Here is a 15,789-nt window from a genome sequence, read left to right on the forward strand (position 1 = left end):
CCGAAGAAATGTTTGACTTGCTCATTTGCTTTTTTGATAGTGTGTGCTCACTTAAAATTTAACGTTGGCGCTTTGTTTTGTTCAGTTTTCAAAGAGCAATTTCGATGTCGTTTCTCTCAGAAGCGACCTCTATAATGTAACACATTCTGTCACGTTTCGTCAACAACTTTTTTTAAAATCTTTTTCAACAACTTGTTAGCTGTTTAAGTTGCTGTCTTAGCGACAAGAAATAATATACCATGTACTAAAAATGTTTGCAATACGTTTTTTAAAACTTTTTTCAAAAAAAAACATATTCACCTATTTCCTTCTATATATTCTTTACATCATCACACTCCTCCCCTACATCCGGGCCATGCCCATGTTTTATGATTAAACGAAGCATATTTCCAAAGAAACACAAATAGTCATATATAGATATCTTTTTTCCATGAGGTGAAGCAATGAATCTGCCATTAATCGGATTACTCATTTCCTACAGTATGGCCCTTTACTTATTCAGTACCGCTTTTTATGAAGCCATCAAGTTCAGCAGAGAAAAAGGCAAGGTGAATGGTACGACGTTTTTATTCAGCTTTACTTTCGCTTTGATTTTCACACGGATCACCTATTTGTTTCACCCATATTAGATAAAAGCAGTAAGTCGGGAGACTTACTGCTTTTATACGGAGACTTGCGCCTCTTTATGTTCCTTGCTTTTCTTTTCATCCTTTAAGAACATCATCAAACCACCCAATATGATGGTACCTCCAAGGACCTGCGTCCAGAGTATCGGTTCATCTAATATGAAGTAAGCCAGAATTGTCGCTCCCACCGGTTCAAGCAATATTCCCATCGAAAGCGTCGATGTGCTTAACCATTTTAGTGACCAATTGAATAAAGAATGTCCTAATAAAGTCGGGAAAATGGCAAGCAAAACGAAATAGATCCAATCGGAAGCAGGATAAGGCGCCAATGCCTCTCCCTTGAAGATCACATAAAAAAACAAGGCGACGGCGCTGATTGCATACACGACAAATGTATATGTTATAGAAGAGATGCGTTTTCGGACATTTTGACCAAACAGTAAATATCCGGTTACGAGCGCACATGCGACAAGCGAAAGAACATCTCCCCAAAGCGCCATGCCGCTGATTCTCAAATCACCCCAGCTAATTACAAGGCTGCCTGCTATCGCAATGATGCCGCTCAATATTGCCTTCACTGAAAATCTTTCTTTAAAAAACAGGTAGGCTCCGGCAAAAGCGAATAAAGGCTGGAGGGTTACAAGGACGGTTGAACTTGCGACCGATGTGTAATTAAGCGATTCAAACCATAAGATAAAATGAAAAGCCAAAAACACTCCTGCCGCAATCGAATACAGCCAATCCTTTTTTTCAATGAATTTAAGTTCATGACGGTATTTCACCACGAAAACCGGCAACATAAGAATGACGGTAAATAATAAACGGTAAAAGGCGATAACACCCGATGGAGCGGTCGCCAATTTAACAAGGATGGCTGAAAACGATACGGATGCCACACCGATTGCCAACGCTACATAGGGATTCACTTTTGGCATTTGCACTTAGATTCCTCCTTTCAACGGAATTACGTTACATAGAACTCTATTCTACTATGTTAAAATTATTAGGGTAGTTTTTTTTGAAAAACGGGTATATGGCAACAGACGATTTTATTCTTCGATAATAATTCGGAAGTGGTGAAACAAAATGGAATGGACATTCGACCCTCAATCGGAACTGCAAATCCTAATCAAATTGGGGATTTCAGCTCTACTTGGACTAATTATCGGCCTAGAGCGAGAAATGAAACGGAAACCCGTTGGATTAAAAACAAGCCTGGTCATTTCAATCGTCAGCTGTTTATTAACGATCGTTTCCATGGAATCCGCTTATAAATTCCCGGGTAGCGAAGACGTTAATATCACAATGGACCCCTTGCGTCTTGCGGCCCAGATCGTTTCCGGCGTCGGTTTTATAGGTGCTGGCGTCATTCTCCGGCGTGACAACAACAGCATATCCGGTTTAACGACAGCCGCCATCATCTGGGGAGCAGCGGGAATCGGGATTGCCGTTGGAGCTGGTTTTTTTCTCGAGGCCATAGCCGGCGTCATCTTATTGATCATTAGTGTGGAATTGGTGCCCGCAATCGTCACCTGGCTCGGACCGATGAAGTTACGGCAAAAAGAAATCTTTCTGCAGCTGGTCGTACAAAATAAAGATGACATTGCAATCGTACTGAAAAAAATCAAAGACGAAAAAATATTCATCAAGAATCTCAGAATCAAAGATGTGGCAAATGACAACCACCTTTTGACCCTTAAAGTTCTGGTCGATCACAAAGTCAGAACATCGGAAGTGTATTACACCGTCTCCAATCTTAAGGAAATTGCACGGGTGGAAATCGAAAATGTATAAAATTAAAGGCCGTTTGACTGCACTCAAACAGTTCATAAAAGGGGTTGGGAATTAAACATTCCAAACCCCTTTTGAAATTCTCCTTAACTTTCCGTTAAACCATTTTTGACCCCTTGGCAAGTCCAGTTGGGCATCAATGAATGGCTAAGTCTTGCCTGCTTAAACCAATCGAAACTTCCACAATCCTCAGTTTTTATCTCCAGCATCAGAATCTAACACCTATATATATGGACATTTACTATCATCCATCTGTCAGGGAGGAAGTCTAGTGTTACGTGACTTCACTGTAGCCTAATCCATTATTCATCTAAGGGTCCACTCTATACATTTATTATAATTACAAAATGACCAAACCGATATCCTGCTCTATTCGTTTATATATAGTGAAAGGACGAACTCCGGCTTAACTTAAACATTTTAAAGGAAGGTGGTCAGGACAACCAGCATGATATTGACAGGGATATAAACCATTATCAAGAAAATAATTTCCCGAGGTGAGTGATGTTTAAAAAAATGAAGGTAAAAAGTAAATGGATATCCTTACTATTTGTGTTTTTCATACCAAATGTATTAGGTGCTTCTTCTATTGAAAGTAAAAGCCCAGAGTTGGCGACAGGCTTTGACACCCACATCACCAACAATTCCCTTGCCGTAAGCCCGGATGAACAAATAGCGATTGTCTCGGATAGCCGTGAACAATCCATCCTGGTCTATGATCTTACCAAAGGCAAGCTGCGTAAAAAGATCGACGGCTTCGGTTCACCGAGAAACATCGTGTTTATTGATGGCGGCTCAGAGTTTATCGTCTCTGATAGTACTCTCGGTACGATTCGTTTTTACAGCTTAAAAAACTTCACCTTGAAAGATGAAGTTGTCGTTGGTCCAGGTGCATTCGGGACCGCTGTCAGTCCGGATGGCAAGACATTGTATGTGAACAATCAAGCACACAATTCCGTCACGATTGTGGATCTGGAAAAACGAAAACCGATTGACGTCATTACCGGTTTCGCCCAACCAAGGCAAGGCATTAAAGTCTCTTCGGACGGAAAATATATCTTTGTCACGAACTTTCAAGGAGATAAAGTGTCTATCGTTGATGCCGCCACAAAAAAAATCATTCGTGAAATAACAGGGTTCTCCAGTATTCGCGGAATCTCGATTACCGCTGATGGAGGAACATTATATGCAGCCAACAGCGGACGCAACAGCATTTCCGCAGTGGATACGCTAGATGGTACTATAAAGGGTGAAATCAAAGTGGGACGCGAGCCATATGGCGCCGCTCTATCTCCTGATGATAAACTCCTTTTCGCAAGCAACAAAGCTGATCATACGATTGACGTGATCAATGTCGCTGATCACCGCGTAGTTAAGACAATCGGGGGGGTCAAAGAACCAAGGCAAGCAATCGTCTTTAGCCAGGATGGGGATCAGGCTTATGTATTAAACCGGGATCTCTCCATTGCACGTGTTGATGTTAAAACATACACCATCACGGATATAATTCAGGATAAGTAAAAAAATATAAACTTAAAATACTAGAATCTGATGAAGCACGTGATAAATGAAAATGAACCCAGAGATGGATTAACATGAAATCTTTTGCGGCAGGTCTTTTACATCCAATCGTATAAACAAAAAATCTGTAGCTACGTGATTCATCGCGTCTCTAGTCTGATCCGTTTGACTGTCCTCAAACGGATTTTTTATCATTTTTGCAAAAATCTCATATTTTATATTGACTTTTCACCAAAATCCGATAAAATAATTATTGTACCTCAATTCGGGGCATTAGCTCAGCTGGGAGAGCGCTACGCTGGCAGCGTAGAGGTCAGCGGTTCGATCCCGCTATGCTCCATTTCCGAAAACCCTTGATATATCAAGGGTTTTTTCTTTTTGTCAATTTGTCCACCACTGCCCCCTAATATTTCTTCAATCACTGCGATAAAATTTCCATACTTTTTTTAAACGTAATGTATGAGCCTTTTCCTCTCTCATGCTCGGAACATATTTTTGCTTTTATAATAAAAAACCTACCTCCTTTAAGGAAGCAGGCGCACAAATACATCGAAATAACTAATAGATTAACAAATTAACAATCCTTCAGGACACTAGATGCGATAAGCTGTCCTAGTCTTCGTATTCCCTCGATCATTTCTTTCTCATCGGCATAACTGAACGAGAGTCGGAGAAACTCAGTTCCATCGTTTTGATCCAAGAAAAAGTATTTCCCTGGAACATACGAAACACCATTAGCCAGAGCCTGTGATAATAACAGCGATGTGTCCACTCCTGGAGTTTTCACCCATACAAAGTAACCGCCATCTGGAACATACCAGGAAACGGATTCTGGAAGGAATTGTTCCATCGAATGGATTAACGCAGTGCATTTAGAACGATACGTATTTTTTAAAAGGTCGAGCCGTTTCTCAAAATCGGTGTTTTCTAAGTATACAGCCATTGAACTTTGAGCAAACGGATGGTCTAAATCTTTTTTAAACCACTCAAAAGCCTTGATGAATTCACTTTCTCCCACTATCCATCCAATCCGCATTCCTGGCGCAACAACCTTGGATAATGACCCGACTTGGAGGACTCGCCCGCATTTATCAATAGATTTTATTGGTACCGGATTTTCATCGAAGGATAATTCCCCGTATGCATCATCCTCCAGAATGAGGAAATCATACTCGATGGAAAGCTCCAATAAATGCTCCCGGCGCTCATTTGTCATAGTTGTTCCAGTTGGATTTTGAAAAGTGGGGATTGTATATAAAAAACGCGGGAGGGTTTGACCTGTGCGTTTCCTTTCATCCAGCATTTCCTTTAATCGGCATGTTTGGAGTCCCTGTTCATCTATGGGTATACTAATAATCCGTTTCGTATAGTTTTGAAAAATCTCCAAAGCCTCCATGTAGGTGGGAGACTCTACTGCTACAACCGCTTTATCATCAAGAAGAACGCGGGCAATAAGATCAATCCCCTGGCAAGCTCCTGATGTAATCAAAAGCTGTTCTTCCACAACGCAAATTCCACGCTCTGCCAACCTTTTCTGGATTTGCTTCTTTAGTCTTGGAATTCGCGGACTTCCGAGATAATGGAGCGGCAAATCCTGCTCCTCATCAAGAAGTCTGGCTACAGCTTCCTTAAGCTCCTCAGCAGGAACGAGAGCAGGATCAGGATAGCCTGAACTCAAGCGAATACAACCATCTGGCAGATCTGGCATCCATGCACCGGGCGGATCATTCTTAAGTGCCGCTTTAATGTTCTCAGAAAAAAAAGATTCAACATTCACTTCAACCAAACACCTTTCCTTCAATCAAATCTTGATTGATTCTCGCAATCTTTAAAGTTAGCTGCTTATTATAAGATACAAATCATAACCTACTATTAATTTTAAACGTTCTTCTGATGAGGGACAACAATCCCTCTCTTTATATTTTCCAAATTCCGGAGTCCCTCTTACACGTAAAAAATAAAGAAAGGCAGATCGTCCGCCTTTCTTCACTTTGTATTCAACTCATTCCATTTCTTTACCATACGTTTCGGTGCCGCACGTAAATAACCTTCTTGAATTAGAGAGGTCAATTCATCCCAGTCTTCCCTATCCGGATTTTGAATGGAAACCCAACCGTGACGTCCTATATATGGGGTTTTGAAATATTTCTCTTTCTGTAGCAATAATTCTTGAGTTTCTCGATCTGACTTGAATGACAAGCTGAATCCTTTCTCGCTTTCACCAGAAATCACGAAGGATTTTCCATTGATTTTAAAAGTATTGTGACCGAAACCATCAATATGTTCAACAGCTTCCGGCAGTGCAAGACAGATATTGCGTACATGATCAAGCACGGCTTCCGTGTATCGTGATTCCATGTTTTAATTCACCTATTATCCACTCTATTTTGCATTCACATCGGGTTGATGAATTCCAAAAGTATTGCCTTCGGGATCGATATAGTATCCTTGCCAAGCCATTCCGGGCAGGGCAAATTTGGGCATTGCGAGCTTGCCGCCATTCTCGATAATTTTAGCTTCCGTTAAATCGTAGTGTTCCACGCCAATGGTACACGCAAATGCATTTAACGCTTGGCCTGTTTCCGGCGGAGCACTTTGGCGCTGCATCAAAGCACCATCGATGCCATGTTCATTCTCATTGCCAGTCACTGCTCCAAAGTAAGGCATCCCTGCATAATCACTCCAGTCTTGAAATGACCATCCGAACACCTCTCCATAAAACGCCTTTGCCCGTTCCATGTCATTCACATGAATTTCGAAATGAACTATTCTTCCCATGATTTCCTCCTAAGGTACATATGAATTATCCATTCACTTACATTATTCAGTCTGTGTTCGCTGCCTATTTATCATTATAATTTAAATGGAAATAAATTCAAACAAATTGAAGCTTCATCATACAACCAACCCGGGAACCGCTTTTCAACTTTGAATCCCAAACATTTGCGAAACTATGTGTATATTTTTGTGAAAGCTGGACGATACTGCTAGTAAATCATTCTAGGAGGTTATCAAATGTTTAGATTCGGGAAGAGAAAGCCGCGAAGCAAGGTCGGTAAATTAATCGATAAGCACGGATATACCCAAGAGGAGTTTGTAAGTGCGTCAGGAATTTCACGCAATACGATAAGCAGAGTTTGCAGCGATCCAAGGTATGTGCCGTCAGCCGGGGTTTTAAAGAAAATCATGAAGGCGGTTCGAAGTATAGATGCAGGCGCAAAGGCAGATGACTACTTTGATTTGTAAACAAAAAGGCCTGGCTTATGGGCGGGCCTAAATGTATTTTTCAATTCTTGTTCATACTCTCCTATCCATGCTCCCAAAACCCAAGCTTTCCTTTCGGAAATAACCTTCATTCCAACGGCCCCGGCTTTTCAAAATTCAGCTGAGATTCAACGACATCCCCTGAATTAAAATCCCCCACTTCCATTAGGAGCGGGGGATTTTCTTCATCCTCGGCTGATATGTATTGAGGTTCTTTTGTCCCTTTTAGACAAACCCTGCAGGGATTTCTTTAAACAAGGGCTAGTTATCGATTAGGGACAAAAGGTTATGTATTCCGCTTGAGCTATTTTCGGCCGACCATTTTCTTTATGAACTGAACCACAGGTGACACGATGGATTCATTTACATTCGTAAGGGCATAACCGATCAGACCCAAAATTACCAGGGCCATTATTAATCCTACTATCAATCCCGATGTTTCTCTAAGTTCTTCAAGTACAGCATCCATTCATTATCCTCCCCGGCTTGCCGATGCACTTATTTTTACGGTTTTTCACCGATTTCAAGTCTGAAAGCTTCATTTATCGTTTTTTCTTCGAACATTGACCGATTCTTTTAAATAAGGTTCATTATAACGCATTGGATGATTATGGTCGAGCTGCCACTTTTAAACGCATTCATATTAGTCCTAATCACTAATAAAGGCTTTACCTCTAGCGTTTCTCTTTAAGTCAAAAGATAAACCTTCATTACAACTGCAGAAATGTAAACCTTTTCATTTGTCCAAAACCGACAAAGAAATGACAGAATTATTGTTTTTTAAGAACATTGAGAATATTGTCGAAAAACCTTAAGCTTAATTTAAGAAATACATCTTCTTAGGGGGTGCGCTTTATATGGAAGCCATTACAAGGGACTTTTTCTTATTTTTATCTAAGAATAACCTGCTTAATAATATTGCTAAAAAAAGCGGAGGAAATTTTGCTGCTGGAAAGATCATTGGGGGAACTGATTTCCAAAGTTCCGTTAAATTCATTAAACAACTTAATAATAGCGGCTTGTCGGTTACAGTCGACCATCTTGGGGAATTCGTTGATTCCAAGGAAGTGACTCTGGAACGTACGGCAGAATGCATCGAAACCATCGAAATGATCAGCAGGGAAAAACTTGATTCACAGGTTTCTCTGAAAATGACTTCTTTGGGACTTGATATCGATCATAAACTAGTGATTGAGAATATGACGAAAATTCTTGATACAGCCGAAAAACATAAAGTCATGGTCACGATCGATATGGAAGATGAAGTTCGCTGTCAGGCAACAATCGATATCTTTAGACAGTTCAAAGAAAAATACAGCTGCATAAGTACTGTTCTACAAGCATATTTATTCCGCACAGAGAAGGATTTGGAGGACCTTGGCCAATATAAGCCATTCCTGCGTCTCGTAAAGGGTGCCTACAAGGAATCTCCGGAGGTGGCTTTTCCCGAGAAGAATGATGTCGACGAAAACTATAAAAAGTTGATTAAGCAAAGTCTTCTTAACGGAAATTATACGGCCATTGCCTCACATGATGACAAAATCATCGAATATACAAAAGAGCTGGCCAAGAAATATAACATCCCAAATACACAATTCGAATTCCAAATGCTTTATGGCATGAGGAACAAGACTCAATACGAATTGGTCAAGCAAGGTTACAAAATGCGCGTCTATGTACCATACGGTCTGGATTGGTATGGATACTTCATGAGAAGGCTTGCAGAAAGGCCATCCAATATTGCCTTCGCCTTCAAAGGGATGGTCAGAAGCTAAATATACTTTTAACATTATTAATTGCTACAAAAAATCTATTAAAAGGTGTGATTATCAATGATTTCATATAAACACGAACCATTTGTTGATTTTACAAACGAGGAAAACAAAAAAGCATATCAGGAAGCACTTCAAACTGTGGAGGGCTACTTAGGGCAAGACTACCCTCTTTATATCGGAGCAGAGCAAGTGACGACTGATGAGAAAATCGTTTCATACAACCCTGCAGATAAGCAAGAGGTCATCGGCCGCGTATCAAAAGCGAATAGGGACCTTGCTGAAAAAGCCATGCAGGAAGCTGTTACCGCTTTTGAAAGCTGGAAAAAAGTGAAGCCAGAAATCCGCGCTGACGTTTTGTTCAAAGCGGCTGCCATCATTCGCAGACGCAAGCATGAATTCTCTGCGTTATTGACGAAAGAAGCGGGAAAACCTTGGAATGAGGCTGATGCTGATACAGCGGAAGCAATCGATTTCCTTGAATTCTATGCTCGTCAAATGCTGACTCTTAAAGATGGTGTGCCTGTTCAAAGCCGTCCGGGAGAATTCAACCGCTATGATTACATTCCATTAGGAGTAGGCATCATCATTTCTCCTTGGAACTTCCCATTTGCGATCATGGCAGGTACAGCTGTTGCCGCTATCGTTACCGGGAACACGATCCTGTTGAAACCAGCTTCTACTACTCCTATCGTTGCTGCGAAATTCGTTGAAGTGATGCTTGAAGCAGGCCTTCCAGCAGGTGTGTTGAATTTCGTTCCAGGAAGCGGAGCAGAGGTCGGCGACTACCTGGTCGATCATCCTAAAACACGTTTCATCTCCTTCACAGGTTCACGTGATGTAGGTCTGCGCATTTACAAACGTGCTTCAGAAGTGAACGAAGGCCAAATTTGGCTGAAGCGTGTCATCGCTGAAATGGGCGGAAAAGATACAATCGTCGTCGACAAAGAGGCAGATCTTGAATTGGCTGCTCAATCGATCGTGAAATCTGCATTTGGCTTCTCTGGCCAAAAATGTTCTGCTTGTTCCCGTGCTGTCATCGTTGAAGATGTATATGATCAAGTTTTAGCTCGCGCTGTTGAATTAACAAAACAGCTTACAGTTGGTAATCCTGTAGAAAATCATTTCATGGGACCGGTTATCGATCAAGCTGCTTTTGACAAAATCATGAGCTATATTGAAATCGGGAACGAAGAAGGACGCATTCTGACTGGAGGAGAAGGAGATAGCTCTACAGGCTACTTCGTTCAACCGACAATCGTTGCCGATGTCGATCCGCAAGGCCGCTTGATGCAAGAAGAAATCTTCGGGCCAGTCGTTGCCTTCACAAAAGCGAAGGACTTTAACGAAGCACTTGAGATTGCCAATAACACTGAATATGGTTTGACTGGGGCTGTCATTACGACAAATCGCCTTAACATGGAAAAGGCACGCGAAGAATTCCATGTCGGGAATTTGTATTTCAACCGCGGCTGTACTGGTGCAATCGTAGGTTATCAGCCATTCGGCGGGTTCAACATGTCAGGAACTGATTCCAAGGCAGGCGGACCGGACTACTTGCAGCTTCATATGCAAGCAAAAACAACATCCGAAACATTCTGATAATGTTCCATAGAGCAATTTTGAAGATGATTTGAAATCCCTATGGTTTCCGTATCCTCCATTCTGGATACGGAAACCAAAATGAGGTTAAATGGAGGAAGTGACAAATAGGTTGCTTCCTCTTTTAAAACAAAAAAATATAAATTTCAACCTGAAGGGAGTCTTTTATGGATTACGCATTAATAATTTCGATCAGCATTTACATGGCTGGCATGCTTCTCATCGGTTACTTCGCATACAAAAGGACTTCCAATTTAAATGATTATATGCTGGGCGACCGGGGTCTTGGACCTGCTGTCACTGCATTAAGCGCAGGTGCCGCGGATATGAGCGGCTGGCTTTTAATGGGTATGCCTGGTGCCATGTTCGCAACAGGACTAAGTTCCATCTGGATTGTAATCGGTCTCACGTTAGGAGCCTATGCGAACTGGCTGTATGTTGCACCAAGATTGAGAACTTATACGGAAGTCGCCAATAACTCGATTACGATTCCCGCTTTCCTGGAAAATCGTTTTGGCGAGGGCTCACGGATCTTAAGGCTCATTTCGGCATTGGTTATCCTGATATTCTTCACCTTTTACGTTTCTTCCGGAATGGTATCCGGCGGAGTCTTATTCCAAAGTACATTTGGCCTTGATTACCACTCAGGTCTATGGATTTTGACAGGTGTCGTCGTCGCCTATACTTTATTCGGCGGATTCCTGGCAGTAAGCTGGACAGACTTTGTTCAAGGTATCATCATGGTCGTCGCCTTGGTTCTTGTACCGATCGTCACCCTTTTCCATGTTGGCGGTTTCGGTCCTTCGATCGACACGCCACGTTCCATTGATCCAGCTCTATTGAATATTTTCACAGGGACGAGCTTTTTAGGCATCATCTCATTGTTTGCATGGGGACTGGGTTACTTCGGACAGCCGCATATCATTGTCCGCTTTATGGCGATCAGCTCTGTTAAGGAAATCAGGAAAGCCCGTAATATCGGGATGGGCTGGATGATTTTCTCCAGTGTCGGTGCTATGTTGACTGGATTCATCGGAATCACGTATTATCACCAGAACGGACTCAAGTTAGCTGATCCTGAAACGATTTTCATAGAGTTAGGGGAAATACTATTCCACCCATTCATTACTGGTTTCTTGATTTCAGCAATACTGGCAGCCGTCATGAGCACGATTTCTTCGCAGCTTTTGGTTACCGCCAGCTCTTTAACCGAGGATATATACAAAACCTTCTTTCGTCGCTCCGCTTCAGACAAAGAACTTGTTTTTCTCGGCAGACTTTCTGTACTAATCATTTCAATCATCGCGCTTATTCTCTCTTGGGAGAAAAATGACACGATTCTTGGACTTGTCGGGTATGCTTGGGCTGGATTCGGTTCTTCATTCGGTCCATTGGTCTTACTAAGCCTCTGCTGGAAACGGATGACAAAATGGGGGGCATTAGCAGGGATGGTCGTAGGTGCAGGCACTGTAATCTTCTGGTCCATGGCCGGATTATCCGATACGCTTTATGAAATGATTCCTGGTTTTGGCGCAAGCTTGATTGCCATCATCGTGGTCAGTCTCCTAACAGCGAAACCATCAAAAGAAGTAGAAGCTAAATTCGAGGAATTCGAAAAAACTTTAAAACAATAATAAACCCCCTAAAAGGAACGGTATTTTTTCATATACCGTTCCTTCTTTGTTCTTGCCCCTATACACATCATTAGTTTAAAAGTATTATTAAACTAAGTTGTCATATACTTCAAAAAATTGCAGGGGGCCATATATGTCATTAGAAAAAATCCTGACACTCACAAACATCAACGATATAACGGATATGGTCAGCACTTATTTAAAAAAACCAGTCGTCATCGAAAATGACCAATTTTTATTGCTGGCATATAGTTCATATTATATCGAACACTTCGACCAAGCCAATCGGCAAACCATCTTCACAAAGCATTGGCCGATTCCAATCCTGGAAAAATTCATGGATGAGGGCATTGTCGAACAGCTTAAAACAGTGGAGCATCCCTTTAGGGTGAAACAAATCGAGGAAATCGGGTTAAATCAAAGGGTCGTTGTGAGCGCCGTTCATAAAGGACAGGTCTTCGGGTTCATTTGGGTCCAAGAAACGGAAATGATGACTGATTCCGATCTGGAATTTTTACACGAAGTTTCCCATCATATCGGCAAGCTCCTTTATCAGAAAAAACAGATAAACATGAAAAAAGATGAAGGAAAAAATGAGTTTTATCAAAAGATCATTGACGAAGTCTATCAAACGGAAAATCAAATAAAATGGGAAGCCGCCAATATGAGTCTTCTCATTCCGGAAACCTTCCTTATCAATGTCTTTACCATCGCTCAATCCGATGCGGAACATTTCGATGAATTAACGGATACTGTCAGTCTATTCGCCAATGCATTGAATCATTTTACCCATGTATTCACAAACCAATTGAAGATCATCGTCCTGATTGGCAGCAACGGAAAAGGGAAAGACCTGCTTATCGATAGCGCCAATGATTTAACGAACACCGTTCTTTCCCAATTCAATGACAAAAAGGTATTCCCGGGAATCGGAAATGAGTACTCTTCGATTCTTCAATTAAGAAAATCCTATCTCGAAGCCCTGGAAGTGATCAACGCAGCCAAATTCATCGGTGAACCCGAACAGCTTCCCTTCCAATATAGCAAGCTTGGGATTTTCCGTTACCTCGAAATGATCTCCAACCATCATACTAAAACGAGTTATATCAATACGGATTTAGAAATTCTTCAAAAGAAGGACCTGGAAAGCCAAACCAAACTCCTTCAAACACTGGAAATATATCTCTTGAACAATTGCCGGATCAAACCGACATCGGAACAGCTATACATTCATACCAACACATTGAAATATAGATTGAATCAAATAACCGATCTCACCTCAATCGATTTTGATGACTTTCATTCGAGAATGCAACTATACATCGACTTACAGCTTATAAAGCAGAGATCTTAAAGAACGTCCCGGGTGATTCAATAAGCGAAGGAGAGAAGAAACGCGGCGAGGACTGCCGGTTTCTTCTCATGCTTTACCTCTTTACTGGACTCACCTTATGCGGAAACTTTAGGCCACCCAGTACGAACAAAATCCATGGTTTCCTCTTTCGATAGTTTGCTAAGACCCAGAGTTTCAATGGTTCTTCCACTTTGCGGAGTGCCCCCAACAAGAATTTCCCGGCTTATCGCTTGAACCAAGAACCATTCCGTCTTTATCCGTGATAAGTACATCATGACCGATTACTTCACTTGTTATGTTCACAATTTCTTGAGCTAATTTGGCTAACATATTATCCCACCTGGTTATCGCAAAACCATGAAAAACCAGCTCGTAAATAACTTGAGCTGGTTTTTCATGTATCTTCTTCTATCAAATGAATTCAAGGGCATTTTCCCTCTAGAATGCAAATACCCCGATAATCACATTCCGAATACAAAAAAAACGCCAGCGATTCCGCCGGCGTATGTTTTTGCATATGAATCAAGATACTTTAATCGCACCCAATATTTCCTGTTCCAATTGATTGGTTCTCTCCATTTTTGTTGATTCCGTCCATCCAAAATATCCAGCCATATAATCGATCACTGCATGTTTATGCGTTTGGACTAAATCGATATCGAATAACAGTGTCCCCGTCCTGCGGAAAAAGAAATCCACTGGGGTTGCGGCCATTTCATGATCAACTGCGTATTTCAGCTGTACGAACAATTTCTTTGGAAGACCGCTGTTCGCTCCTCCGTCTCCTTCGTTTTTGGCGATATCGAATAGTACAGGTGCGTTGGACCCGTACATGGCCAATATCTCTTTGGCGTCCTTTGCAGCGAGCCCTGAGTCAACTCCCATTTGAACATGTTGCTTGATATAATCGGAGAAGTTTCCTGATCCCCCGACATCCCCTCCGGAAATCGGCATGCCTTTCGTGCTGCTGGCTGGATAAGTTTTATTGGATTGCTGGGCTAGCTTCCCTGACAAAAGGTCGACCGTCGTTTTGGCCATTTTGCGATAACCGGTCAATTTCCCACCAGCAATCGTGATAAGGCCAGAATCGGACTCCCAGATTTCATCTTTCCTTGATATCTCAGAAGGATCTTTCCCTTCTTCAAGAATCAACGGCCTTACCCCAGCCCAGCTGGATTCGATATCATCATCCGTAATGTTCACTTCTGGAAACATATAATGTATGGACTTTAATAGATAGGCACGGTCTTCGGAAGTAACGGTCGGCACTGCAGGATCACCATCATAAAAAGTATCCGTAGTCCCTACATAAGCTTTACCTGCTCTCGGGATGGCAAAAATCATCCGGCCATCAGGCGTATCAAAATAAAGTGCCTGCTTCAACGGGAATCTCGATTGGTCGATGACCACGTGCACACCCTTGGATAACTTCAGCGTCTTCCCATTTTTCGATTGGTCCTTCTCACGAATGGAATCCACCCACGGACCTGCTGCATTAATAACTTTGTCTGCGTATATTTCATAAGCATCACCTGAAAGCAAATCGGCCACTTGGACTCCGTTCACCTTACCGTTTTCATATAACAATTTATCTACTTTTGTATAATTTATCGGTGTTGCACCTTTATCGACAGCCGCCTTCATGACTTCAATCGTAAGACGTGCATCATCTGTCCGATATTCAACATAGTAGCCTCCGCCCTTCAGTCCCTCTTTCTTAACGAGAGGCTCCCGTTTTAGTGTTTCATCCGCCGAAAGCATTTTCCTGCGTTCAGATTTTTTAACCCCTGCAAGGAAATCATAGACCCGAAGTCCAATCGAAGTACTGAATTTCCCGAAGGTGCCTCCTTTATGCATCGGTAACAGCATCCATTCCGGGGTGGTCACATGCGGTCCATTCTCATATACGATTTCTCGCTCTTTACCAACCTCGGCAACCATTTTTATTTCAAATTGCTTCAAATACCGCAATCCGCCATGAACAAGTTTTGTCGAGCGGCTTGAAGTACCAGCAGCAAAATCCTGCATTTCAACCAAAGCCACTTTCATCCCCCGGGTCGTTGCATCCAGAGCGATCCCTGCACCGGTAATTCCCCCACCAATGACAACCACATCAAATTTCTCTTTTTTGAGAGTTTCGACCGTTTCTTCCCGATATATATTTGAAAACCTCATGCTTGACTCCTCCTTTAAGTATTGCATTCTATTGTTTTTTGTATGAATTG

At 41.9% G+C, this 15,789-nt stretch carries 15 protein-coding genes and 1 tRNA gene; 9 read left to right on the forward strand and 7 right to left on the reverse strand.

All coding sequences use genetic code 11. The features are described from left to right. Positions 1-443: 443 nt before the first annotated feature. Entirely contained in the window at positions 444-629 is a 186-nt protein-coding gene (locus AC3WLU_RS06245) for a hypothetical protein (protein WP_034310479.1), read from the forward strand. A 32-nt stretch (positions 630-661) separates the two neighbouring features. Here AC3WLU_RS06245 and AC3WLU_RS06250 read toward each other — a convergent pair whose 3' ends face one another. Next, entirely contained in the window at positions 662-1,561 is a 900-nt protein-coding gene (locus AC3WLU_RS06250; RefSeq protein ID WP_413004506.1) for a DMT family transporter, read from the reverse strand. Positions 1,562-1,712: 151 nt separating this feature from the next. Here AC3WLU_RS06250 and AC3WLU_RS06255 point away from each other — a divergent pair, with 151 nt between their 5' ends. The 3 genes from AC3WLU_RS06255 to AC3WLU_RS06265 all read left to right on the forward strand — a co-directional run bounded on the left by AC3WLU_RS06255 (position 1,713) and on the right by AC3WLU_RS06265 (position 4,278). After that, entirely contained in the window at positions 1,713-2,420 is a 708-nt protein-coding gene (locus AC3WLU_RS06255) for an MgtC/SapB family protein (protein WP_057277968.1), read from the forward strand. 501 nt (positions 2,421-2,921) lie between these two features. Next, a complete protein-coding gene (locus tag AC3WLU_RS06260; RefSeq protein WP_492596999.1) occupies positions 2,922-3,938 on the forward strand; it encodes a YVTN family beta-propeller repeat protein in 1,017 nt (338 codons plus the stop codon). 267 nt (positions 3,939-4,205) lie between these two features. After that, positions 4,206-4,278 (forward strand) — tRNA-Ala (locus tag AC3WLU_RS06265). A gap of 234 nt (positions 4,279-4,512) precedes the next feature. Here the strand turns inward: AC3WLU_RS06265 and AC3WLU_RS06270 are convergent. The 3 genes from AC3WLU_RS06270 to AC3WLU_RS06280 form a co-directional block, all read right to left on the reverse strand. Continuing rightward, a complete protein-coding gene (locus tag AC3WLU_RS06270) occupies positions 4,513-5,715 on the reverse strand; it encodes an aminotransferase-like domain-containing protein (RefSeq protein ID WP_413004498.1) in 1,203 nt (400 codons plus the stop codon). A gap of 209 nt (positions 5,716-5,924) precedes the next feature. Continuing rightward, positions 5,925-6,296, reverse strand: coding sequence for an MmcQ/YjbR family DNA-binding protein (locus AC3WLU_RS06275; protein ID WP_063574829.1), 372 nt, complete (start codon positions 6,294-6,296; stop codon positions 5,925-5,927). 24 nt (positions 6,297-6,320) lie between these two features. Then, complete coding sequence (locus tag AC3WLU_RS06280) at positions 6,321-6,716, reverse strand: VOC family protein (protein ID WP_278089181.1); 396 nt, start codon at positions 6,714-6,716, stop codon at positions 6,321-6,323. A 237-nt stretch (positions 6,717-6,953) separates the two neighbouring features. Here AC3WLU_RS06280 and AC3WLU_RS06285 point away from each other — a divergent pair, with 237 nt between their 5' ends. Beyond that, complete coding sequence (locus AC3WLU_RS06285; protein ID WP_034310472.1) at positions 6,954-7,184, forward strand: helix-turn-helix domain-containing protein; 231 nt, start codon at positions 6,954-6,956, stop codon at positions 7,182-7,184. 322 nt (positions 7,185-7,506) lie between these two features. Here the strand turns inward: AC3WLU_RS06285 and AC3WLU_RS06290 are convergent, their stop codons facing one another. Next, positions 7,507-7,671 (reverse strand): hypothetical protein, encoded by a 165-nt coding sequence (locus AC3WLU_RS06290; protein ID WP_156500233.1) that lies wholly within the window; start codon positions 7,669-7,671, stop codon positions 7,507-7,509. A 388-nt stretch (positions 7,672-8,059) separates the two neighbouring features. Here AC3WLU_RS06290 and AC3WLU_RS06295 point away from each other — a divergent pair, with 388 nt between their 5' ends. From AC3WLU_RS06295 to AC3WLU_RS06310, 4 genes are all read left to right on the forward strand, one after another. Beyond that, positions 8,060-8,977 carry a proline dehydrogenase family protein gene (locus tag AC3WLU_RS06295; protein ID WP_413004494.1) on the forward strand — a complete coding sequence of 306 codons (918 nt, stop codon included), beginning with the start codon at positions 8,060-8,062 and terminating at the stop codon, positions 8,975-8,977. Between the two features lie 57 nt (positions 8,978-9,034). Continuing rightward, positions 9,035-10,576 carry an L-glutamate gamma-semialdehyde dehydrogenase gene (pruA, locus tag AC3WLU_RS06300; protein WP_034310468.1) on the forward strand — a complete coding sequence of 514 codons (1,542 nt, stop codon included), beginning with the start codon at positions 9,035-9,037 and terminating at the stop codon, positions 10,574-10,576. 167 nt (positions 10,577-10,743) lie between these two features. Next, a complete protein-coding gene (putP, locus tag AC3WLU_RS06305) occupies positions 10,744-12,210 on the forward strand; it encodes a sodium/proline symporter PutP (protein WP_440439576.1) in 1,467 nt (488 codons plus the stop codon). A gap of 133 nt (positions 12,211-12,343) precedes the next feature. Continuing rightward, positions 12,344-13,564, forward strand: coding sequence for a PucR family transcriptional regulator (locus AC3WLU_RS06310; protein WP_492597000.1), 1,221 nt, complete (start codon positions 12,344-12,346; stop codon positions 13,562-13,564). A gap of 174 nt (positions 13,565-13,738) precedes the next feature. On the opposite strand, the gene AC3WLU_RS06315 is transcribed toward AC3WLU_RS06310, so the two are convergent. Together AC3WLU_RS06315 and AC3WLU_RS06320 are read right to left on the reverse strand one after the other, a co-directional pair. Then, positions 13,739-13,894, reverse strand: a complete 156-nt coding sequence (locus tag AC3WLU_RS06315; RefSeq protein ID WP_098187451.1) for a sugar diacid recognition domain-containing protein — start codon at positions 13,892-13,894, stop codon at positions 13,739-13,741. Positions 13,895-14,086: 192 nt separating this feature from the next. Continuing rightward, on the reverse strand, positions 14,087-15,739 hold the full coding sequence (locus AC3WLU_RS06320; protein WP_492597001.1) for a glycerol-3-phosphate dehydrogenase/oxidase: 1,653 nt from the start codon (positions 15,737-15,739) through the stop codon (positions 14,087-14,089). Positions 15,740-15,789: the final 50 nt, after the last annotated feature.

The organism is Peribacillus sp. FW305-BF15, assembly GCF_058783805.1.

Bases quoted from the DNA above. Each gene is read 5' to 3' on its own strand.
- AC3WLU_RS06295 (WP_413004494.1), top strand. From the start codon at position 8,060: ATGGAAGCCATTACAAGGGACTTTTTCTTATTTTTATCTAAGAATAAC.
- AC3WLU_RS06290 (WP_156500233.1), bottom strand. From the start codon at position 7,671: ATGGATGCTGTACTTGAAGAACTTAGAGAAACATCGGGATTGATAGTA.
- AC3WLU_RS06285 (WP_034310472.1), top strand. From the start codon at position 6,954: ATGTTTAGATTCGGGAAGAGAAAGCCGCGAAGCAAGGTCGGTAAATTA.
- AC3WLU_RS06245 (WP_034310479.1), top strand. From the start codon at position 444: ATGAATCTGCCATTAATCGGATTACTCATTTCCTACAGTATGGCCCTT.
- pruA (WP_034310468.1), top strand. From the start codon at position 9,035: ATGATTTCATATAAACACGAACCATTTGTTGATTTTACAAACGAGGAA.
- AC3WLU_RS06255 (WP_057277968.1), top strand. From the start codon at position 1,713: ATGGAATGGACATTCGACCCTCAATCGGAACTGCAAATCCTAATCAAA.
- AC3WLU_RS06275 (WP_063574829.1), bottom strand. From the start codon at position 6,296: ATGGAATCACGATACACGGAAGCCGTGCTTGATCATGTACGCAATATC.
- putP (WP_440439576.1), top strand. From the start codon at position 10,744: ATGGATTACGCATTAATAATTTCGATCAGCATTTACATGGCTGGCATG.
- AC3WLU_RS06250 (WP_413004506.1), bottom strand. From the start codon at position 1,561: ATGCCAAAAGTGAATCCCTATGTAGCGTTGGCAATCGGTGTGGCATCC.
- AC3WLU_RS06320 (WP_492597001.1), bottom strand. From the start codon at position 15,739: ATGAGGTTTTCAAATATATATCGGGAAGAAACGGTCGAAACTCTCAAA.
- AC3WLU_RS06280 (WP_278089181.1), bottom strand. From the start codon at position 6,716: ATGGGAAGAATAGTTCATTTCGAAATTCATGTGAATGACATGGAACGG.
- AC3WLU_RS06310 (WP_492597000.1), top strand. From the start codon at position 12,344: ATGTCATTAGAAAAAATCCTGACACTCACAAACATCAACGATATAACG.
- AC3WLU_RS06315 (WP_098187451.1), bottom strand. From the start codon at position 13,894: ATGTTAGCCAAATTAGCTCAAGAAATTGTGAACATAACAAGTGAAGTA.
- AC3WLU_RS06260 (WP_492596999.1), top strand. From the start codon at position 2,922: ATGTTTAAAAAAATGAAGGTAAAAAGTAAATGGATATCCTTACTATTT.